Source organism: Oceanobacter sp. 5_MG-2023 (assembly GCF_030548165.1).
In the GTDB taxonomy this organism is placed as follows: Bacteria; Pseudomonadota; Gammaproteobacteria; order Pseudomonadales; family Oceanobacteraceae; genus Oceanobacter.
Genome location: NZ_JAUORS010000018.1, coordinates 35,957 through 52,517, shown reverse-complemented (window position 1 = coordinate 52,517; position 16,561 = coordinate 35,957). Strand labels below are relative to the sequence as shown.

The following is a 16,561-nucleotide window of genomic DNA, read 5'->3' as shown; positions in this document are numbered from 1 at the left end:
CTGGCGGTTTTTTTTTAGTCCTGGCAAGGGTTGAACGGAATGCTGTCGATCAGCTGCAAGTTATAGCCTTCCAGCCCGACAAAGCGCCAGGACGCTCCCAGATGCCGGAATTTCCGCACACCCAGATCCCGTAAAATCTGCGCGCCGGTGCCAACGTCGCTGAACACCCGCTGGTTATTGGTGTTTGGCACCATCAGCTGTGGTGCGCGATTCAGCAGTGCGCTGGCAGAGGTTTCGTTATCCACCAGTACCACCACCCCGGTGCCCTCGCGGGCTACGGCTTCCAGTGCTGACCACAGGCTCCAGTGTGTCGGGCCGTGGTAATTGGCACCAATCAGGTCGCGCAGAGGATCAATGCCATGAACCCGCGCCAGAACCGGCTGTTCCGGATTGATATCACCGGCCACCAGAGCAATATGAACGGCATTGGACAGGCGGTCTTCGTAAGTCACCATCCGGAAGGTGCCGTGGACGGTGGGCAGGGGTTGCTCGCCGATCCGGGTAACGGTGGTTTCGGTATTCATCCGATGCTGGATCAGGTCGGCGATGGTGCCAATACGCAAATCGTGCTGGGCAGCAAACGCCAGCAGGTCGTCACGACGTGCCATGGTGCCGTCTTCATTCATGATCTCGACAATGACCGCCGCGGCTTCAAAGCCCGCCAGTCGTGCCAGGTCGCAACCGGCTTCGGTATGTCCTGCCCGGGTTAACACCCCTCCCTTGCGCGCCCGTAACGGGAAGATATGACCCGGTTGTACCAGATCGGCAGGTTGGGCATCGGCGGCTACCGCTAGCTGGATGGTGTGGGCACGGTCGGCGGCAGAAATACCGGTTGAGATGCCCTGGGCCGCATCAATCGAAACGGTAAATGCGGTGCCGTAAGTACAGCCATTATCGGCAACCATGGCGTGCAAGCCCAGTTGCTCACAGCGCTGTTCGTCCAGTGTCAGGCAAATCAGTCCACGCGCTTTGGACGCCATAAAATTAATCGCTTCCGGTGTTACGGCTGTCGCAGCGATGATCAGGTCGCCTTCATTTTCACGGTCTTCGTCATCCATCAGAATGACCATTTTGCCGTTACGGATATCCTCGATAATATCCGCCGTGCTATCGATGTTCATCGCCCATCTCCCATGCTATTCAATATCTTTTAATCATTCTAAAATACGATATTGTATTATGGTATACCACAAATAATTTGGAGAATTGTATGAAAGCTTATTGGATTGCCTTTGTTGATATTGATGACCCCCGGCAATATGCCCGATATATGGAGCAGTCACCGACAGCGCTGCAACAATATGGTGCCAGAATCCTGGCGCGGGGCAGTGAAATGACAGCACTGGAAGGCTTTGATAAAACCCCGGACCGGGCGGTGGTGTTTGAATTTGACAGTTATGAACAGGCGTTGGCCTGTTATCACTCTGATGCCTATCAGCAGGCTCGCCAGCATCGGCTGGAAGTGGCCAGCGCCCATATCGTGATACTCAAGGGGCAATAAAGGTCAAAGCGTGGTGTATCTATCCGCCTTGACCGGTCGCACGGCTTTACAGGCCCTTGTCTGCATGACCGCTTGAAATACAAAAGCCGCTCGGTACTGAGCGGCTTTAGCAGAACAGAACAGCTTGAAAACCCCCGGCAAGTGCCGGGAGGCTTGGGCGCTATCAGGAAGTGGAGCGGGCCAGCTTGTCGGAACTGGCAGACTTGCCGGTCTGGGCCAGGTCGCCCGGACCGTAAGAAATACCGTCCCGTTCGTCCCGTAACCCTTTTATCAGGGCCACACACATCAGCAGTAGCACCACGGAGAATGGCAGGGCTGCTGCGATGGTGGCGGATTGTAATGCCGTCAGTCCCCCGGCCAGCAGCAGTACCGCCGCGACGGCACCCAGAATGGTGCCCCAGATGCCACGAATGGCTAACGAAGGCTCACTGCCCATCGACAGGATGGTGGAAATCACCAGGGTGCCGGAGTCTGCCGAAGTGACAAACCAAGTAATAATCATGATGGTCGCCAACAAGGACATTGGCCAGGTGAGGGAGTCGACCCCGATGGCTTCAATGGTGTGATACAGCGCCATGGTCATGTCAGCATTGACGGCTTCAACAATACCGCCAGCCCCGTACAGTTCGATATGCAGTGCGGTACCACCCATGGCAATAATCCAGATAAAGCCACCCAGGGGAGGGATGATCAGAGCGCTGAGCAGGAATTCACGGATGGTACGGCCACGGGAAATACGGGCAATAAACAGCCCCACCAAAGGACCCCAGGACAACCACCAGCCCCAGTAGAACAGCGTCCACCAGCCCTGCCATTGACCTTCAGGGTTCGGATCGGTCCAGAAGCCCATGGGAATCATATGCCAGACGTAATCCCCCACGCTGGTGGTGAACATACCCAATAAATACACGGTTGGCCCGGCGATCACAAAGAAGCCGATCAGTACCAGGCTGATACGGATATTCCAGACGCTTAACCAGCGAATTCCCCGTTCCAGACCGGACATGGTCGAGAGGGTGGCAATAATGGAAATCACCGCAATCAACACGACCTGGACGGTGGTGGATATTTCGACCCCAAACAGATAGTTCAGTCCCGCATTGATCTGGGATACCCCAAGGCCGAGGGCGGTTGCAGTACCAAACAGGGTGCTGAAAATGGCCAGCAAGTCGACAGCATGACCCAGAGGCCCATAAATACGATCCCCCAGCAGCGGATACAGTGTTGAGCGAATGGTCATCGGCAAACCTCGACGACAGGCGAAATACGCAATCATCATTCCGGTCGCGATATACACCGCCCAGCCATGCAAGCCCCAGTGGAACAGGGTAATCCGCAAGGCAACCTGGGCCGCCTCGGCACTGCCGGGTTCAATACCGGCCATCTCGATAAAGGGGTTGCCCTGCAGGTGGAATATCGGCTCGGCAATACTCCAGAACAGAATGCCAACACCAATGGCGCAGCTGAACAGCATGGAAAACCAGACAAAGAAACTGAACGCGGGGCGTTCATCATCAGCACCCAGCCGGATCGATCCATGGCGGCTGAAAGCCATCCATACGCAGAAAAACAGCACCACGCTGACGACCATAACGTAGTACCAGTTCAGAGTGGTCTGAATCCAGCTTTTGACATCGGTGTATACACCGTTGGCCAGATCGACATTCAGAACCGTGAACAGAACGAAGGCCAGAATCATCGCTTTTGAGGCAATACCCATTCCTGGATGTATCCCGGCGAACAGGCCCTTGCTGACTAACATTTTCTTGGGTTGCATTATTTCATGCTCCCTTGATATGTGAAGAGTGACGGAATCATTCATGAGGCCCTGTCGGTTATTTCTTCCAGGCTCATGAATATACGCTTGGCGATGTTGTGTATTATGGTATACCAACTTACATGATAAGGGTTCAATGCCATTTGGCTTGTTTGTCCGCTATTGATACATCGATGCCGACAATGCTTTTCAGTGCCCGGTTTATAGATGTCACAATTGCCCTAAAGGGCGCGATAACGTCATCAGATGGCGCTGCTGTAGCAAGACGGCCTGGCAGAATCCTTTAGCGTAGAGAGCAGCGATGTTGTATTGATTTAGAAGCCTGATGTCTTGGTCGTTCTGGCCGACGCATCCAGACATATTTGAAATAGCGACCAGACACCCTGCGTTGCTACGCCTGACGTTGTCCGCATTGTTTGAGCTGAAAAGTTGTTTGAGCTGAAAAGTTGTTTGAGCTGAAAAAAGAGGAGAGCAATGGTGGATTGCCGTATCAAGAACCATCGCCATGGATATAACCATCATCCTGCTGGCGACCGTTCAGATAGTGGTTGTGATAATCGCTGTAATATTGATAGGGATGGCTGCTGTGATAGCGATTGGAATAGTCGCCATGATAGCAGCCAGGATGGCAAAACCGGCCACCACGCCGACCACCGGCATGGCGTCAGTGGCAGAATAAAGCCCGATACCGGTAACGACAGTCAAAACGCACTGATTGACTCCCTGATTGTATCTGGCGCTTGTCTGGCCAGCCTGGGGACATGCGCCTGAGGCGATCACTCCATCGTTATCAACGGAGCTGTGGTTATGCCAGTGCTGCCAGGGCGTTGGCGGCCTGCTGGTGGCTATGACGCAGCTCGCCAATATCGACCCCTGCCACTTCTCCTTTTTCGACCTTCCATTGTCCCGCCACCATCACATAGTCCGCCTGATGGGCGCCACACAGCAGCAGTGCGGCTAACGGATCATGACTGCCGGAGAAACGCAGTTCGTCGAGGCCAAACAAAGCCAGGTCGGCCTGTTTGCCCACCGCGAGGGTGCCGATGTCATCACGGCCCAATACGTTGGCGGAACCCTGGGTGGCCCAACGCAGCGCATCCTGATGCGTTACTTTGGAAGAGCCGTATTTCAGTCGTTGCAGATACATGGCCTGGCGCGTTTCCTGAATCATGTTCGAACAGTCGTTCGAGGCTGAACCATCCACACCAATGCCCACCGGGCTACCGGCCGCTTCGAGATCCTGCACCGGACAGATACCGGACGCCAGCATCATGTTGGAGGTTGGGCAGTGACAGATACCGACCCCCGCCGTTCCCAGTCGCTGGATTTCATTGGCATCAAAATGAATGCCATGAGCCAGCCAGGTGCGGTTATGTAGCCAGTTGACACTTTCCAGATAGTCGACCGTACGCAAGCCGAACATTTTCTGGCAGAAGGCTTCTTCGTCGAGCGTTTCGGCCAGATGCGTGTGCAAACGCACCTGATGCCGGGCAGCCAGCTCGGCACTGGCGATCATGATGTCGCGAGTAACCGAAAAGGGAGAGCAGGGGGCCAGTGCGACTTGCATCATCGAGCCGGGGGCAGCGTCGTGATAACGACGGATCAGCCGTTCGCTGTCGGCCAGAATCGTTGCTTCGCTTTGCACCACCGATTGCGGCGGCAAGCCGCCGTCGTCCTGTCCCAGACTCATGGAGCCTCGGGTCAGGGTGACGCGCAAGCCGACATCAGCGGCGGCGTCGGCCTGTACATCAATGGCATCGGTCAGGGTTTGTGGAAACAGGTAGTGATGATCGGCCGCCGTGGTGCAGCCAGACAACAACAGCTCGGTCAGAGCCAGACGGGTGGCCTGATGCAGCATGTCCGGCTGCAAACCGGCCCAGACGGGATAAAGAGTCTGCAGCCAGGGGAACAGCTCTTTGTTCAGGGCCGCAGGCAAGGCACGGGTAAGGGTCTGGTAAAAGTGGTGATGGGTATTGATCAGGCCCGGAATCAGCACATGACGGCTGGCGTCGAAGAGCTGGTCGTACCGCTCGGGCTGTTGCCCGGCGGCGACCACTTCGACGATCGTGCCGGACTGGATAACCAGTCCGCCACGGGCGTCTTCCGGGCTGTTGGTCTGGATCGCCAACGGGTTGGCGATCCAGAGTCGTGCAGGTGTCGTGGTGCTGTTCATGGTCAGATTAACTTTTGGCGTAGAAAGGTTTGCCGAGAGACATCGGCGCGACAAGGCGGCTACGGCTTTGGTTGCTGGACAATATCACCAGTACGACTACCGTGGCGAGGTATGGCAGGATGGCCAGCAGGTTCGGCGATACCGAGAAGCCAAGCCCCTGGAAAACCAGATGCAGAATGCTGGCCAGGCCAAACAACCAGGCACCCAGTAATACCCGCTCTGCTTTCCAGCTGGCGAAAACCACCAGCGCCAGTGCAATCCAGCCACGTCCGGCGGACATGTTTTCTGCCCACAGTGGCGTATAGGCCAGTGACAGATAGCTGCCTGCCAATCCGGCCATGGCACCACCAAAGATAATGGCCAGATAGCGGGTTTTTAAAACCGGCAGGCCAATGGCATTGGCGGAGTGCGGGTTTTCCCCAACCGCCTTCAGAATCAGGCCGGGACGGGAGTATTTGATAAACCAGTAAACGCCGCCAAACAGCACGAACGACAGGTAAACAATCAAGTCCTGGCCAAACAACATACGGCCAATAATGGGCAAGTCGGTCAACACCGGGATAAAAACCGGGTCCAGGCCATCAATCGGTTTACCAACAAAATCGGCACCGACAAAGGCGGATAGTCCGGTACCAAAAATGGTTAGTGCCAGCCCGGTAGCGACCTGGTTGGCGCTGAGCTCCATGGTGATAACGGCAAAGATTATCGACATCAACATACCGGCGACAATGGCCAGCATAAAGCCCAGCAACAGGCTGCCGGACAGCAAGGCGACGACAAAACCGACCACCGCACCCATCAGCATCATGCCTTCCTGGCCGAGGTTCAGCACACCGCTTTTTTCACAAATCAGTTCGCCCAGCGCCACAATCAACAGTGGGGTGCCGGTACGGACCATGGCATAAAGAATATTACTGATCAGATCGATATCCATGGTGTTATCCCTGTGTATTGGTGGTGGGTTGGATAGGAGCGGTGGTGGGTTGGCGACTGATCCAGCGCACACGGAAGCTGATCAATACGTCACAGGCGAGCAGGTAAAACAGCAACATGCCCTGGAACAGGCCGGTTAGTGCCAGTGGCAAGCCGAGGCTGATTTGCGCCATTTCACCACCCATATACAACAGTGCCATCAACAGTGAGGCCAACAGAATGCCGACAGGATGCAGGCGGCCCAAAAAGGCCACAATAATGGCAGCGTAGCCATAACCGGGTGAGATATTGGGAATCAATTGTCCGATCGGGCCGGTCACTTCACTGACGCCAGCCAGCCCTGCCAGAGCACCACTGAGCATCAGCGCAAAATAGGCCAGCCGTTTTTCCTTGAAACCGGACAGTCGTGCGGCACTGGCGTCCAGCCCCATTACCTTGATCTGGAAGCCGTAAAAACTGCGGCTCATCAGTACCCAGATGGCCACGACCGCCAGCAGCGCCAGCGCCAGACCAAAGTGAATCCGGGTATCTTCAATCAGCAGTGGCAACAGCGACGAATCGGAAAACATGGCGGATTCCGGGAAGTTGTAGCCATCGGGGTCTTTTAATGGCCCGTGCACCGCCCACAGCAGAATATTGAGGGCAATGTAGTTCATCATGATGGTGGTCAGGATTTCATTGGTGTTGAACTGCACTTTCAGCAGTGCGGCAATACCGGCCCATACCAGGCCACCCAGAGCACCAAAGACCAGTACCGTCGGCAATACCCAGGCGGACTCAACGTCAATCAGTTGCAGCGCCATATAGCTGCCAAACAGACCGCCGATCAACAGCTGGCCTTCTGCGCCGATGTTCCAGATCTGGGCCTTGAACACCACCGACAGACCAATGGCACACAAGAGAATCGGCGTGGCTTTAACGCACAGTTCGGCAATGCCATACGTATCCGAAATCGGCACGTATAAGATCGTCACCAGCGCTTCCCAGGGATCAACCCCCAGCAAGGTGAACAGGATAACGCCGGTCAGCATGGTCAGAACCGCCGCCAGTACCGGCGACAAATAGGCCATCCGTTTGGAGCGCTCGCCCCGAGGTTCCAGTTTGATCATGCGTGAGTTCCCTCGGTTGCGGGCTGTACTTGGGGACTGAAGTCGCCTGCCATCATGCGGCCCAGTTCTTCAATGGAGGATTGGGGGGTGGGCTTGATCGGTGACAGCTCGCCGTCACAAATCGCGCCGATGCGGTCGGAAATCAGGAACAGCTCATCAATGTCTTCCGACACCACCAGAATGGCAGCACCCTGATCCCGTAGCGTAATCAGGGCTTTGTGGATCGCCGTGGCGGCACCGATATCCACGCCCCAGGTGGGGTGGGCAGCAATCAGGATTTTGGGATCTTGCAGGATTTCCCGGCCAATAATGAATTTTTGCAAATTACCACCAGAGAGGCTGTCCGCCTGGGCGTGACGGCCTGCGGTTTTGACCTTGTAGTCCTTGATGATCTTATCTGCAAAGGCTTCGGTTTTTTGCCAGCCGACCATTCCCTGTTTGACCAGTCCGGTCAGAAAGCCGGTGAGCAAGGCGTTTTCAGTCAGGCTCATTTCCGGTACAGCGCCGCGGCCGAGGCGTTCTTCCGGGACAAAACCCAGCCCCAGCGCGCGGCGCTGGTCTGGTGGCAACAGTGCCACATCGGTTTTACCGGCGCTGCTGGTGTTAAAAAATACCGTCCCTGCTTTGCTCAACGCTTCGCCGCTGAGGCTGGCCAGCAGTTCTTCCTGACCATTACCGGCGACACCGGCGATGCCAACGATTTCCCCGGCATTGACGGTCAGGTCAAGGTTTTTCAGATGGACACCAAAGGGATCATGACTGGGCTGATCCAGCTGGGTGATTTCCAGCACGGGCTTGTCGCCCAGTACCTTCGGGTAGGTGGTGCTGACCGGAGTATCGTCCCCCACCATCATCTTGGCCATGCTGGTGGTGTCTTGTTCCGACGGAATACAGGCACCGGATACACGTCCGCCACGTAATACGGTGGCCTTGTGGCAGAGGGCTTTGACCTCGTTCAGCTTGTGGCTGATAAACAGGATTGAACAGCCTTCACTGGCGAGCTGGCGCAGGGTGACAAACAGTACCTCAACTTCTTGCGGTGTCAGCACCGAGGTTGGCTCATCGAGAATGAGCAATCGGATGTCCTGTACCAGGCAGCGGACAATCTCGACCCGCTGACGCTCACCCACCGACAGTGTGTGGATTTCACGCTCGGGGTTGATGGCCATGCCGTATTTTTCCGAAACGGTGCGGATTTTTTCGGCCAGTGGCCCCAATTCTCCGGCATCGTCTCCCAGTGCGAGGGCGATGTTTTCCGTGACGGTCAGGGTATCGAACAGGGAAAAATGCTGGAACACCATGCCAATCCCCATTTTACGGGCGTGGGCAGGGTCCTTGACTTCCAATGGCAAGCCATCCCAGAGCAGTTCACCACGATCGGGCTTGACCAGACCGTAGATCACTTTCATCAGGGTGCTTTTACCGGCGCCATTTTCTCCCAACAGGGCATGAATTTCGGCGGGCGCGATGCTCAGGTGTACGTCGTCATTAGCAATGCAGCCTGGGTACTGCTTGGTAATGCCGCGCAGGCTGAGCCTGGGGGGTACGGGTTGCTTGGGCACGGGCTGTTCCTCTGTGGAGCCTGGCAAACACTGGAAAACGTCAGGCGCTGCGGTATTGGTCTGAATATGGCTTCAAACAACGAATGGCGGACATCGCCAGAGGGGTGTTTGGGGACATATTGGCAGAGTATTCACAGGCTTGAGCGATTGACAAATATTGGCCAGGGACTCCCTTCCGGTTGCAGGTATGGTTACGAATCTTTAACGAGCCAGCAAAAAGCTGGCCAACTGGTCAGAATTTTTTTGTTATGTCGTCAGAGTGGCTGGTATAGTAAATGCTTAATATGACCGATCGGTCAGGTTTTTCGGGGCCTTGAAGCCTACTCTGGAAATTCTGCCAACAAATTCGGGGAATGTGCTGATTTAATCGTAAATTCCTTTAAAAATCATAAAGTTATAAAGTTATCTGCCGACAAGGATAGCTCACCGGAGGAAGGAACATTGATTCGCTTTTTATTCAATGATCAACTGCGCGAAGTAGATGATCTTGCTCCAGACCTGACCATCTTGGAGTATTTACGCACCGTCGAAGTGCAACGTGGAACCAAGGAAGGTTGCGCCTCCGGCGACTGCGGTGCCTGCACGGTGGTGGTGGCAGAACCGGATACGACTCAAGGCAGATTACGCTATAAAAGCGTGAATAGCTGCATTACCTTTGTGGGCAGTTTGCAGGGTAAACAGCTGATCACCGTTGAAGCACTGAAGCCCGTAGCGCCCGCCCCTGAGTCGCACACGGCGCCTGCAGACGCAGCGGGCAGCCCGGCACCCGCGCTGCATATTGCCCAGCAAGCGATGGTGGATTGCCATGGTTCCCAATGCGGTTTCTGCACCCCTGGATTTGTAATGTCATTGTTTGCGCTGGGCAAAAATGCCCCGGTGCAGACCGTCAACGAATTTGATCCGGCCAACCCGGATGCCCATACCCGCCACGAGATCGATCTGGCTCTGGGCGGCAATCTCTGCCGCTGTACCGGGTATCGGCCGATTATTGAGGCGGCCGGACAGGTGCTGGCAGGGGAGCGCCAGGACGCCTTCAGCGCGGCTGAAGCCGAGACCTGGCAGCGGCTGATAACGCTGGCAGAACAATCCCGGGCCAGCACCACCATCGACGGACTGACACAGGGCGATCGTCACTTCTTTGTTCCTACCAGCGTGCAACAACTGGTTGATTTACGCCGCCAGTACCCCGAGTCACGTCTGGTGGCCGGAGGCACCGATCTGGCACTGGAATACACCCAGCAGCTCAAGCCGCTGGACGTGCTGATCTATACCGGCCAGGTCGCTGAACTCAAGCATATCGAGGTTTCAGACAGCGCCCTGATAATCGGTGGCGGGGTGAATTACAGCGACGCCATGAGCACCATCGCGCAGCACTTGCCAGAATTCGCCACCATGATGACCCGCCTTGGTGCGTTGCAAGTACGTAATCAGGGCACGATGGCCGGCAATGTTGCCAACGCCTCACCGATCGGAGATACACCGCCGGTCTTGCTGGCGCTGGATGCCATTCTGCATATCGACAGCCCCGCCGGAGCCGAACAGATTGCCATTAACGACTTCTTCACTGGTTATCGCCAGACCTGCTTGCCAACCGGGGGCGTGATCAGCGGGATCGAGATTCCACTTGATAAACAGGACTGGCACCGCCGGGTATTCAAGGTTTCGAAGCGTCAGGAAGACGATATTTCCGCCGTACTGGCAGCGCTGATGTTCAAGGTTGAGAACGGCCAGATTTGTGCGGCCCGGCTGGCCTTTGGCGGGGTCGCCGCGACGCCGTTACGCGTACCCGCTGCCGAGCAGGCCCTGATTGGCCAGCCGCCGACCCTGGAGGGGATCCGGGCCGCGCAGGCGGTATTGCAACAAAGCCTGACGCCGCTGACCGATGTCCGTGCCAGTGCCCGCTACCGCCTGCAACTGGTCCAGAACCTGTTGGCGCGGGCAGTACTGGAATACAACCAACCTGAAACCACGCTGGAGGTCGTCGACTATGCGTAATGTGACACTTCCCGAACACAATACCGCGACAGCACAAGCACCGACCCAGAACGGTCAGGCCGGGCTGGATATCGTTACCGGTGGTGTTGGCAAACCGTCCCGCCATGAAAGTGCCGTGGCCCACGTCAGCGGCAGCGCCCGTTATGTGGATGACATGATCGAACCGGGCAACTGCCTGCATGCCGCGGTGATCCGCAGCACCATTGCCGCTGGACAGATTACCCGGCTGGATCTTGCCGCCGTGCGCAACAGCCCGGGAGTGGTGGCGGTGATGACCGTCGAAGATGTGATCGGCCACACCGACATTGGCCCGGTGTTCCCGGGCGACCCACTGATGACCTCGACCGAGGTCAAGTTTATGGGTCAATGTATCGCCGTGGTGGCGGCAACCACCGAACTGGCCGCCCGCCGGGCGGCACAGCTGGCGGTGGTGGAATACCAGCAGCAAACCCCGCTGCTTGATCCGCGTGAGGCGCTGGCGCAGTCGCGACTGGTGCGCCCGAGCCACAGCATGAAGCGCGGAGACCTGGCGGCCGCCATGGCTTCCGCAAGCCATATTCTGGAAGCCGAGCAAGCCGTGGGCGGTCAGGAGCACTTTTACCTCGAAGGCCAGGTTTCCCTGGCAATGCCAGCGGAAGACGGCGGCATGCTGGTGTACACCTCCAGCCAACACCCCAGCGAAGTCCAGAAGCTGGTGGCTGAGGTGCTGGACGTGCCGCTGAACCGCATCACGGTCGATATGCGCCGGATGGGGGGTGGTTTTGGTGGCAAGGAAAGCCAGGCCGGTCAATGGGCGTGTCTGGCCGCATTGCTGGCAACCCGTACCGGTCGTGCCGTTAAAATGCGCTTGCCGCGCCAGGACGATATGGTAATGACCGGCAAGCGTCATCCGTTTGCCAACCGCTATCGCATCGGCATCGACCCGGATGGCCAACTGCTGGCGGCAGAGCTGGAAGTGATCGGTAACTGCGGCAACTCGGCCGATTTGTCGGATGCCATTGTCGACCGTGCCATGTTCCACGCCGATAACGCCTATTATCTGCCCGCCGCCCAGATCGACGGCCACCGGGCCTTCAGCAATCAGGTATCCCACACCGCGTATCGCGGTTTTGGTGGCCCACAAGGCATGATGATTATCGAACGGGCGATGGACGATATTGCCCGCAAGGTTGGCCAGGACCCGCTGACCATTCGTAAACGTAACCTGTATGGCACCCCGGAGCACAAGCCCGACTGCACCGTGACGCCATATCACCAGACGGTTGAGCACAACAGCCTGCCAGACATTATTGAGCAGCTGGAACAGAGCAGCGATTACTGGCAGCGCCGCAGTGCCATAACCGCATGGAACAAGACCAGTCCGGTGCTGAAACGTGGTCTGGCGCTGACGCCGGTGAAGTTCGGTATTTCCTTTACCTTGCAGCACCTCAACCAGGCCGGTGCGCTGATACATATCTACACCGACGGTTCGATACAGGTAAACCACGGTGGCACCGAGATGGGCCAGGGCTTGCACACCAAGGTCGGCCAGATTGTTGCCCAGACGCTGGGTGTCAGCCTCGACAGCATTCAGGTGACCGCCACGCGCACCGACAAGGTACCGAATACCTCACCGACGGCGGCTTCCAGTGGCACCGACCTGAACGGCAAGGCGGCGCAAAATGCCGCGCTGATTCTCAAGCAGCGGCTGGTGGACTTTCTTGCCGCCGACAAGGGCGTACCGGCTGAGGCGATTGTGTTTGCCAATGGCCAGGTGTTCTGGGCTGAGGGCATGTCGATGAGTTTTGCCGAGCTGGCTGAGGCTGCCTATGTCAGCCGGGTGTCACTCTCGACCACCGGTTATTACCGCACCCCCAAAATTCACTACGACCGCCATACCGCCTCCGGTCGGCCGTTTTTTTACTTCGCCAATGGGGCGGCAGTATCAGAAGTGGTGATCGATACCCTGACCGGGGAATACAAGGTTTGTCAGGTGGATATCCTGCATGACGTCGGCCAGAGCATTAACCCGGCCATTGATCGCGGCCAGATTGAAGGCGGTTTTATCCAGGGTATGGGCTGGCTTACCACCGAGGAACTGGTCTGGCACGACGACGGCCGTTTGCTCAGTAACTCTCCTGCGACCTACAAGATTCCCGCTATTGGTGACACCCCGCCGGTGTTTAACGTCAGTCTGTTTGAGCAGGCCAACAACGAAGCCACGGTGTACAACTCCAAAGCGGTGGGAGAGCCTCCGTTTATGCTGGCAATCTCGGTCTGGTCAGCACTGCGCGACGCCATCAGCAGCCTCAGTGATTACCAGCTCAGCCCTGACCTCGACACCCCGGCGACACCGGAACGGGTACTGGATGCGGTTATGGCATTACAAGCTGGCACAGGGGATCAGCCATGAAACACTGGTCGGAATCGCTGGCGGAATGCCAGCGCAGCGGCCAGCCCCATGTGCTGGTCACGGTAATCAGCACCGGCGGCTCTACTCCCCGAGCCGCCGGCAGCAAAATGCTGGTGCTGGCGGATAGCAGTATCGACACCATTGGTGGTGGCCAGTTGGAGTATCAGGCGCTGCAACAGGCCCGGGCGCTGTTGCAGGAAACAGAGCAACAGCAGGTTATCCGGCAGGTTTTGCTGGGAGCCGATGCCGGCCAGTGCTGTGGTGGTTACGCCACCTTGCTGTTTGAAAGTTATCCCGCCCGCGCAGCCGAACTCTGGGTGTTTGGTGCTGGTCATGTGGCCAAGGCACTGATGCAGATAGTGCAGCAGCTGCCGTTGCCAACCCGCTGGATCGATAACCGCCCGGAGCTGTTTCCGGCGGCTGACAGTCTGGCCCCCCATATCGAATGCGTGGTCGCAGACACCCCGGAAGCCTTGCTGGTCGATGCCCCCGCTGGCAGCCGGATACTGATTCTGACCCATGATCACGCGCTGGACTACCGGCTGGCCGAGACGGCCCTGCGGCTTGGCTATTGCGCTTCCATCGGGGTGATTGGCTCGGCAACCAAGGCCAACCGCTTCCGTTATCGCCTGACACACAGCGGCATGACGGAACAACAGCTGGAAATCATGCAATGCCCGGTCGGGCTGGCGGAAGTGGCTGGCAAGTTACCCATGGAAGTGGCGGTGTCGATTGCGGGGCAGCTGATTCAGCAGTACCAGACAGACCTGCAGACCGGGCAACGCCCGAACACACGGGCCACCGGTGTGCCACTGTCGACCCTCAAGCAACTGATGCGCAAGGACAAACAGACGCAGGATGTGACCGTTCTGACGCCCCTGGCACCCAATGAGGCACCGAGCAAATGAGCAAGACACTGACCCTGACCGAACTGAACAGGTTACCTGCCGCTGACGCCCGGCTGGCCTTTGCCCAGTGCTGTGTGGCCGCCCGCTGGATGGATGCCATGGTCGCCAGCCGTCCCTTTGCCACCGTCGAGCAGCTGCATCAGGTTGCTGCCGATCACTGGCAAGGGCTGGAAGAAGCCGACTATCTGCAAGCCTTCGAAGGCCACCCAAAAATCGGTGACGTCAGCTCACTGAAACAGAAATACGCCAGCACCAAAACCCTGGCCGCCGGGGAGCAATCCCGGGTTGACGAGGCCGACGACAGCGTGATCAACGCATTGGCCAGTGGCAACCAGGCTTATGAAGACCGTTATGGATTTATTTTTATCGTCTGTGCCAGCGGCAAAAGTGCGGCCGAGATGCTGGCCTTGTTACAGGCCCGCTTGCACAACGACCGCGGGACCGAGATTCAGAATGCCGCGGATGAACAAGCCAAGATTACCCGGCTACGAATTAACAAATTACTCGGCCTGACCGACTAACCAAGACACCGAACAGGATTCAACATCATGATTACCACCCATGTACTGGATACCGCGCTGGGCAAGCCGGGTATCGCCATTCCGGTCACACTGAGTCGTCAGGAACAAGATAACTGGACACCCGTTAGTGCAGGGCAGACCAACGACGACGGCCGTATTCCCGGCTGGCTGGACGACAAACCGGCTCTGGTCGCGGGCGTTTACCGTATACGTTTTGAGCTTGACGACTACTTTGCCCGCCAGTCGCAGAGCGCGTTTTACCCTTTTGCGGAAATCGTTTTCCGCGTTGAAGACCCGGCGCAGCATTTTCATATTCCGCTGCTGCTGAGTCCGTTCAGTTACTCGACGTACCGGGGTTCCTGATATGAGCACAGTATTTCGTGGCTCGCTGCTGTTTTTTACCGCCGACCCGCAGTTTGCCGGAGAGGACGCCTGGCAATATATCGACGACGGGCTACTGGCCGTGGACGATGCCGGGCTGATCACTCAGGCCGGGGCGTATTCCGAGTTGCCCGGGCTTTGGGATGATGGCGCAAACGTCGTCGACTACCGTGGCAAGATTCTGATGCCGGGCTTTGTTGATTGCCATATTCATTACCCCCAAACCGAGATGATCGCCGCCTACGGTACACAACTGCTGGACTGGCTGGAGACCCATACCTTTCCGGTGGAAAGCCAGTTTGTGGATTACGACTACGGCGTCAGGATTGCCGAGCGTTTTGTCACCGAATTGCTGCGTAATGGCACCACCACCGCTCTGGTGTTTGGCACTGTGCACCCGCAATCGGTAGATGCCTTTTTTACCGTGGCGCAGCAACGCCAGCTACGCATGATTGCCGGTAAGGTGATGATGGACAGGAACGCGCCGGATGCGGTGCTCGATACCGCATCCAGTAGCTATCAGGAGTCCAAAACCCTGATTGAAAAATGGCACGGCGTTGACCGTCTCAGCTACGCTGTGACGCCTCGTTTTGCCCCCACCAGTACCCCAGAGCAGCTACAGCAGGCGGGACGTTTGCTGCAGGAGTTTCCCGGTGTGTATCTGCATACGCATTTGTCGGAAAACCGCGATGAACTGGCCTGGGTCCAGAGCCTGTTTCCGGATTCTGAGCATTATCTCGATGTGTACGATCAAGCCGGGTTGTTGGGCAAACGCAGTGTCTTTGCTCACGGTATTCACCTCTGTGACGACGAATGCCAGCGGATGGCCAACAGCGATTCGGTAATCGCCCATTGCCCATCGTCCAACCTGTTCCTGGGTTCCGGCCTGTTTGATCTGAAAAAAATGGACGCCTGTGGTATCCGGGTCGGCATTGGCTCGGATGTCGGGGGAGGGAGCAGTTTCTCTGCGTTTGATTCCCTCGCCGATGCCTACAAGATCCAGCAACTGAACCAGCACAACCTTGACCCGTTCCGGGCCTTGTATCTGGCCACGCTGGGCGGTGCCAGAGCGCTGTCGCTGGATGACAGGATCGGCAGCTTCCAGCCTGGTATGGAGGCCGATTTTATCGTGATGGACCCACACGCGACCGACTTTCTGTCTTTTCGCAGCCAGCACTGTCGCAACTTGAAAGAGCAGCTGTTTGTGCTTAACACCCTGGGCGACGATCGGGTGATTGCCGCTACTTATATTCTGGGCCAACTGGCTCATCAACGAGATTCGGATCACGTGCCTCAAGGGGAAAACTGA

General features: G+C 57.0%; 15 protein-coding genes. 8 read left to right on the top strand and 7 right to left on the bottom strand.

Annotated features, from left to right (window positions below):
• Window positions 1-14 precede the first annotated feature (14 nt).
• Window positions 15-1,121 (bottom strand): bifunctional 3,4-dihydroxy-2-butanone-4-phosphate synthase/GTP cyclohydrolase II, encoded by a 1,107-nt coding sequence (ribBA, locus tag Q4551_RS12440; protein ID WP_303434166.1) that lies wholly within the window; start codon window positions 1,119-1,121, stop codon window positions 15-17.
• 89 nt (window positions 1,122-1,210) lie between these two features.
• Here ribBA and Q4551_RS12435 point away from each other — a divergent pair, with 89 nt between their 5' ends.
• Entirely contained in the window at window positions 1,211-1,501 is a 291-nt protein-coding gene (locus Q4551_RS12435; protein ID WP_303434165.1) for a DUF1330 domain-containing protein, read from the top strand.
• A gap of 163 nt (window positions 1,502-1,664) precedes the next feature.
• Here Q4551_RS12435 and Q4551_RS12430 read toward each other — a convergent pair whose 3' ends face one another.
• Both Q4551_RS12430 and Q4551_RS12425 read right to left on the bottom strand, forming a co-directional pair.
• Window positions 1,665-3,278, bottom strand: coding sequence for a BCCT family transporter (locus tag Q4551_RS12430; protein WP_303434164.1), 1,614 nt, complete (start codon window positions 3,276-3,278; stop codon window positions 1,665-1,667).
• 210 nt (window positions 3,279-3,488) lie between these two features.
• Entirely contained in the window at window positions 3,489-3,785 is a 297-nt protein-coding gene (locus Q4551_RS12425; RefSeq protein WP_303434163.1) for a hypothetical protein, read from the bottom strand.
• Between Q4551_RS12425 and Q4551_RS12420 the strand changes: the two genes are divergently transcribed.
• A complete protein-coding gene (locus Q4551_RS12420; protein WP_303434162.1) occupies window positions 3,784-3,957 on the top strand; it encodes a hypothetical protein in 174 nt (57 codons plus the stop codon). The genes Q4551_RS12425 and Q4551_RS12420 overlap by 2 nt on opposite strands.
• A gap of 126 nt (window positions 3,958-4,083) precedes the next feature.
• Here Q4551_RS12420 and Q4551_RS12415 read toward each other — a convergent pair whose 3' ends face one another.
• From Q4551_RS12415 to Q4551_RS12400, 4 genes are read right to left on the bottom strand one after another with little or no spacing between them, the layout of a single operon-like run.
• Window positions 4,084-5,451, bottom strand: a complete 1,368-nt coding sequence (locus tag Q4551_RS12415; protein ID WP_303434161.1) for an 8-oxoguanine deaminase — start codon at window positions 5,449-5,451, stop codon at window positions 4,084-4,086.
• 7 nt (window positions 5,452-5,458) lie between these two features.
• Entirely contained in the window at window positions 5,459-6,385 is a 927-nt protein-coding gene (locus tag Q4551_RS12410) for an ABC transporter permease (protein WP_303434160.1), read from the bottom strand.
• Between the two features lie 4 nt (window positions 6,386-6,389).
• Window positions 6,390-7,493: an ABC transporter permease gene (locus Q4551_RS12405; RefSeq protein ID WP_303434159.1), complete on the bottom strand. Its 1,104-nt coding sequence runs from the start codon at window positions 7,491-7,493 to the stop codon at window positions 6,390-6,392.
• Window positions 7,490-9,055 (bottom strand): ABC transporter ATP-binding protein, encoded by a 1,566-nt coding sequence (locus tag Q4551_RS12400; protein ID WP_303434158.1) that lies wholly within the window; start codon window positions 9,053-9,055, stop codon window positions 7,490-7,492. The genes Q4551_RS12405 and Q4551_RS12400 overlap by 4 nt, the downstream gene beginning before the upstream one ends.
• 441 nt (window positions 9,056-9,496) lie before the next feature.
• Between Q4551_RS12400 and xdhA the strand changes: the two genes are divergently transcribed.
• From xdhA to guaD, 6 genes are read left to right on the top strand one after another with little or no spacing between them, the layout of a single operon-like run.
• The gene (xdhA, locus tag Q4551_RS12395) at window positions 9,497-11,050 is read left to right on the top strand and encodes a xanthine dehydrogenase small subunit (RefSeq protein WP_303434157.1); all 1,554 of its coding nucleotides are present in this window, start codon (window positions 9,497-9,499) and stop codon (window positions 11,048-11,050) included.
• Window positions 11,043-13,442 (top strand): xanthine dehydrogenase molybdopterin binding subunit, encoded by a 2,400-nt coding sequence (xdhB, locus tag Q4551_RS12390; RefSeq protein WP_303434156.1) that lies wholly within the window; start codon window positions 11,043-11,045, stop codon window positions 13,440-13,442. The genes xdhA and xdhB overlap by 8 nt, the downstream gene beginning before the upstream one ends.
• On the top strand, window positions 13,439-14,350 hold the full coding sequence (gene xdhC / locus Q4551_RS12385) for a xanthine dehydrogenase accessory protein XdhC (RefSeq protein WP_303434155.1): 912 nt from the start codon (window positions 13,439-13,441) through the stop codon (window positions 14,348-14,350). Before xdhB ends, xdhC begins: the two co-directional genes overlap by 4 nt.
• On the top strand, window positions 14,347-14,871 hold the full coding sequence (gene uraD / locus Q4551_RS12380; RefSeq protein ID WP_303434154.1) for a 2-oxo-4-hydroxy-4-carboxy-5-ureidoimidazoline decarboxylase: 525 nt from the start codon (window positions 14,347-14,349) through the stop codon (window positions 14,869-14,871). Before xdhC ends, uraD begins: the two co-directional genes overlap by 4 nt.
• 27 nt (window positions 14,872-14,898) lie before the next feature.
• Window positions 14,899-15,234: a hydroxyisourate hydrolase gene (uraH, locus tag Q4551_RS12375; RefSeq protein WP_303434153.1), complete on the top strand. Its 336-nt coding sequence runs from the start codon at window positions 14,899-14,901 to the stop codon at window positions 15,232-15,234.
• A 1-nt stretch (window position 15,235) separates the two neighbouring features.
• Window positions 15,236-16,561, top strand: coding sequence for a guanine deaminase (guaD, locus tag Q4551_RS12370; RefSeq protein ID WP_303434152.1), 1,326 nt, complete (start codon window positions 15,236-15,238; stop codon window positions 16,559-16,561).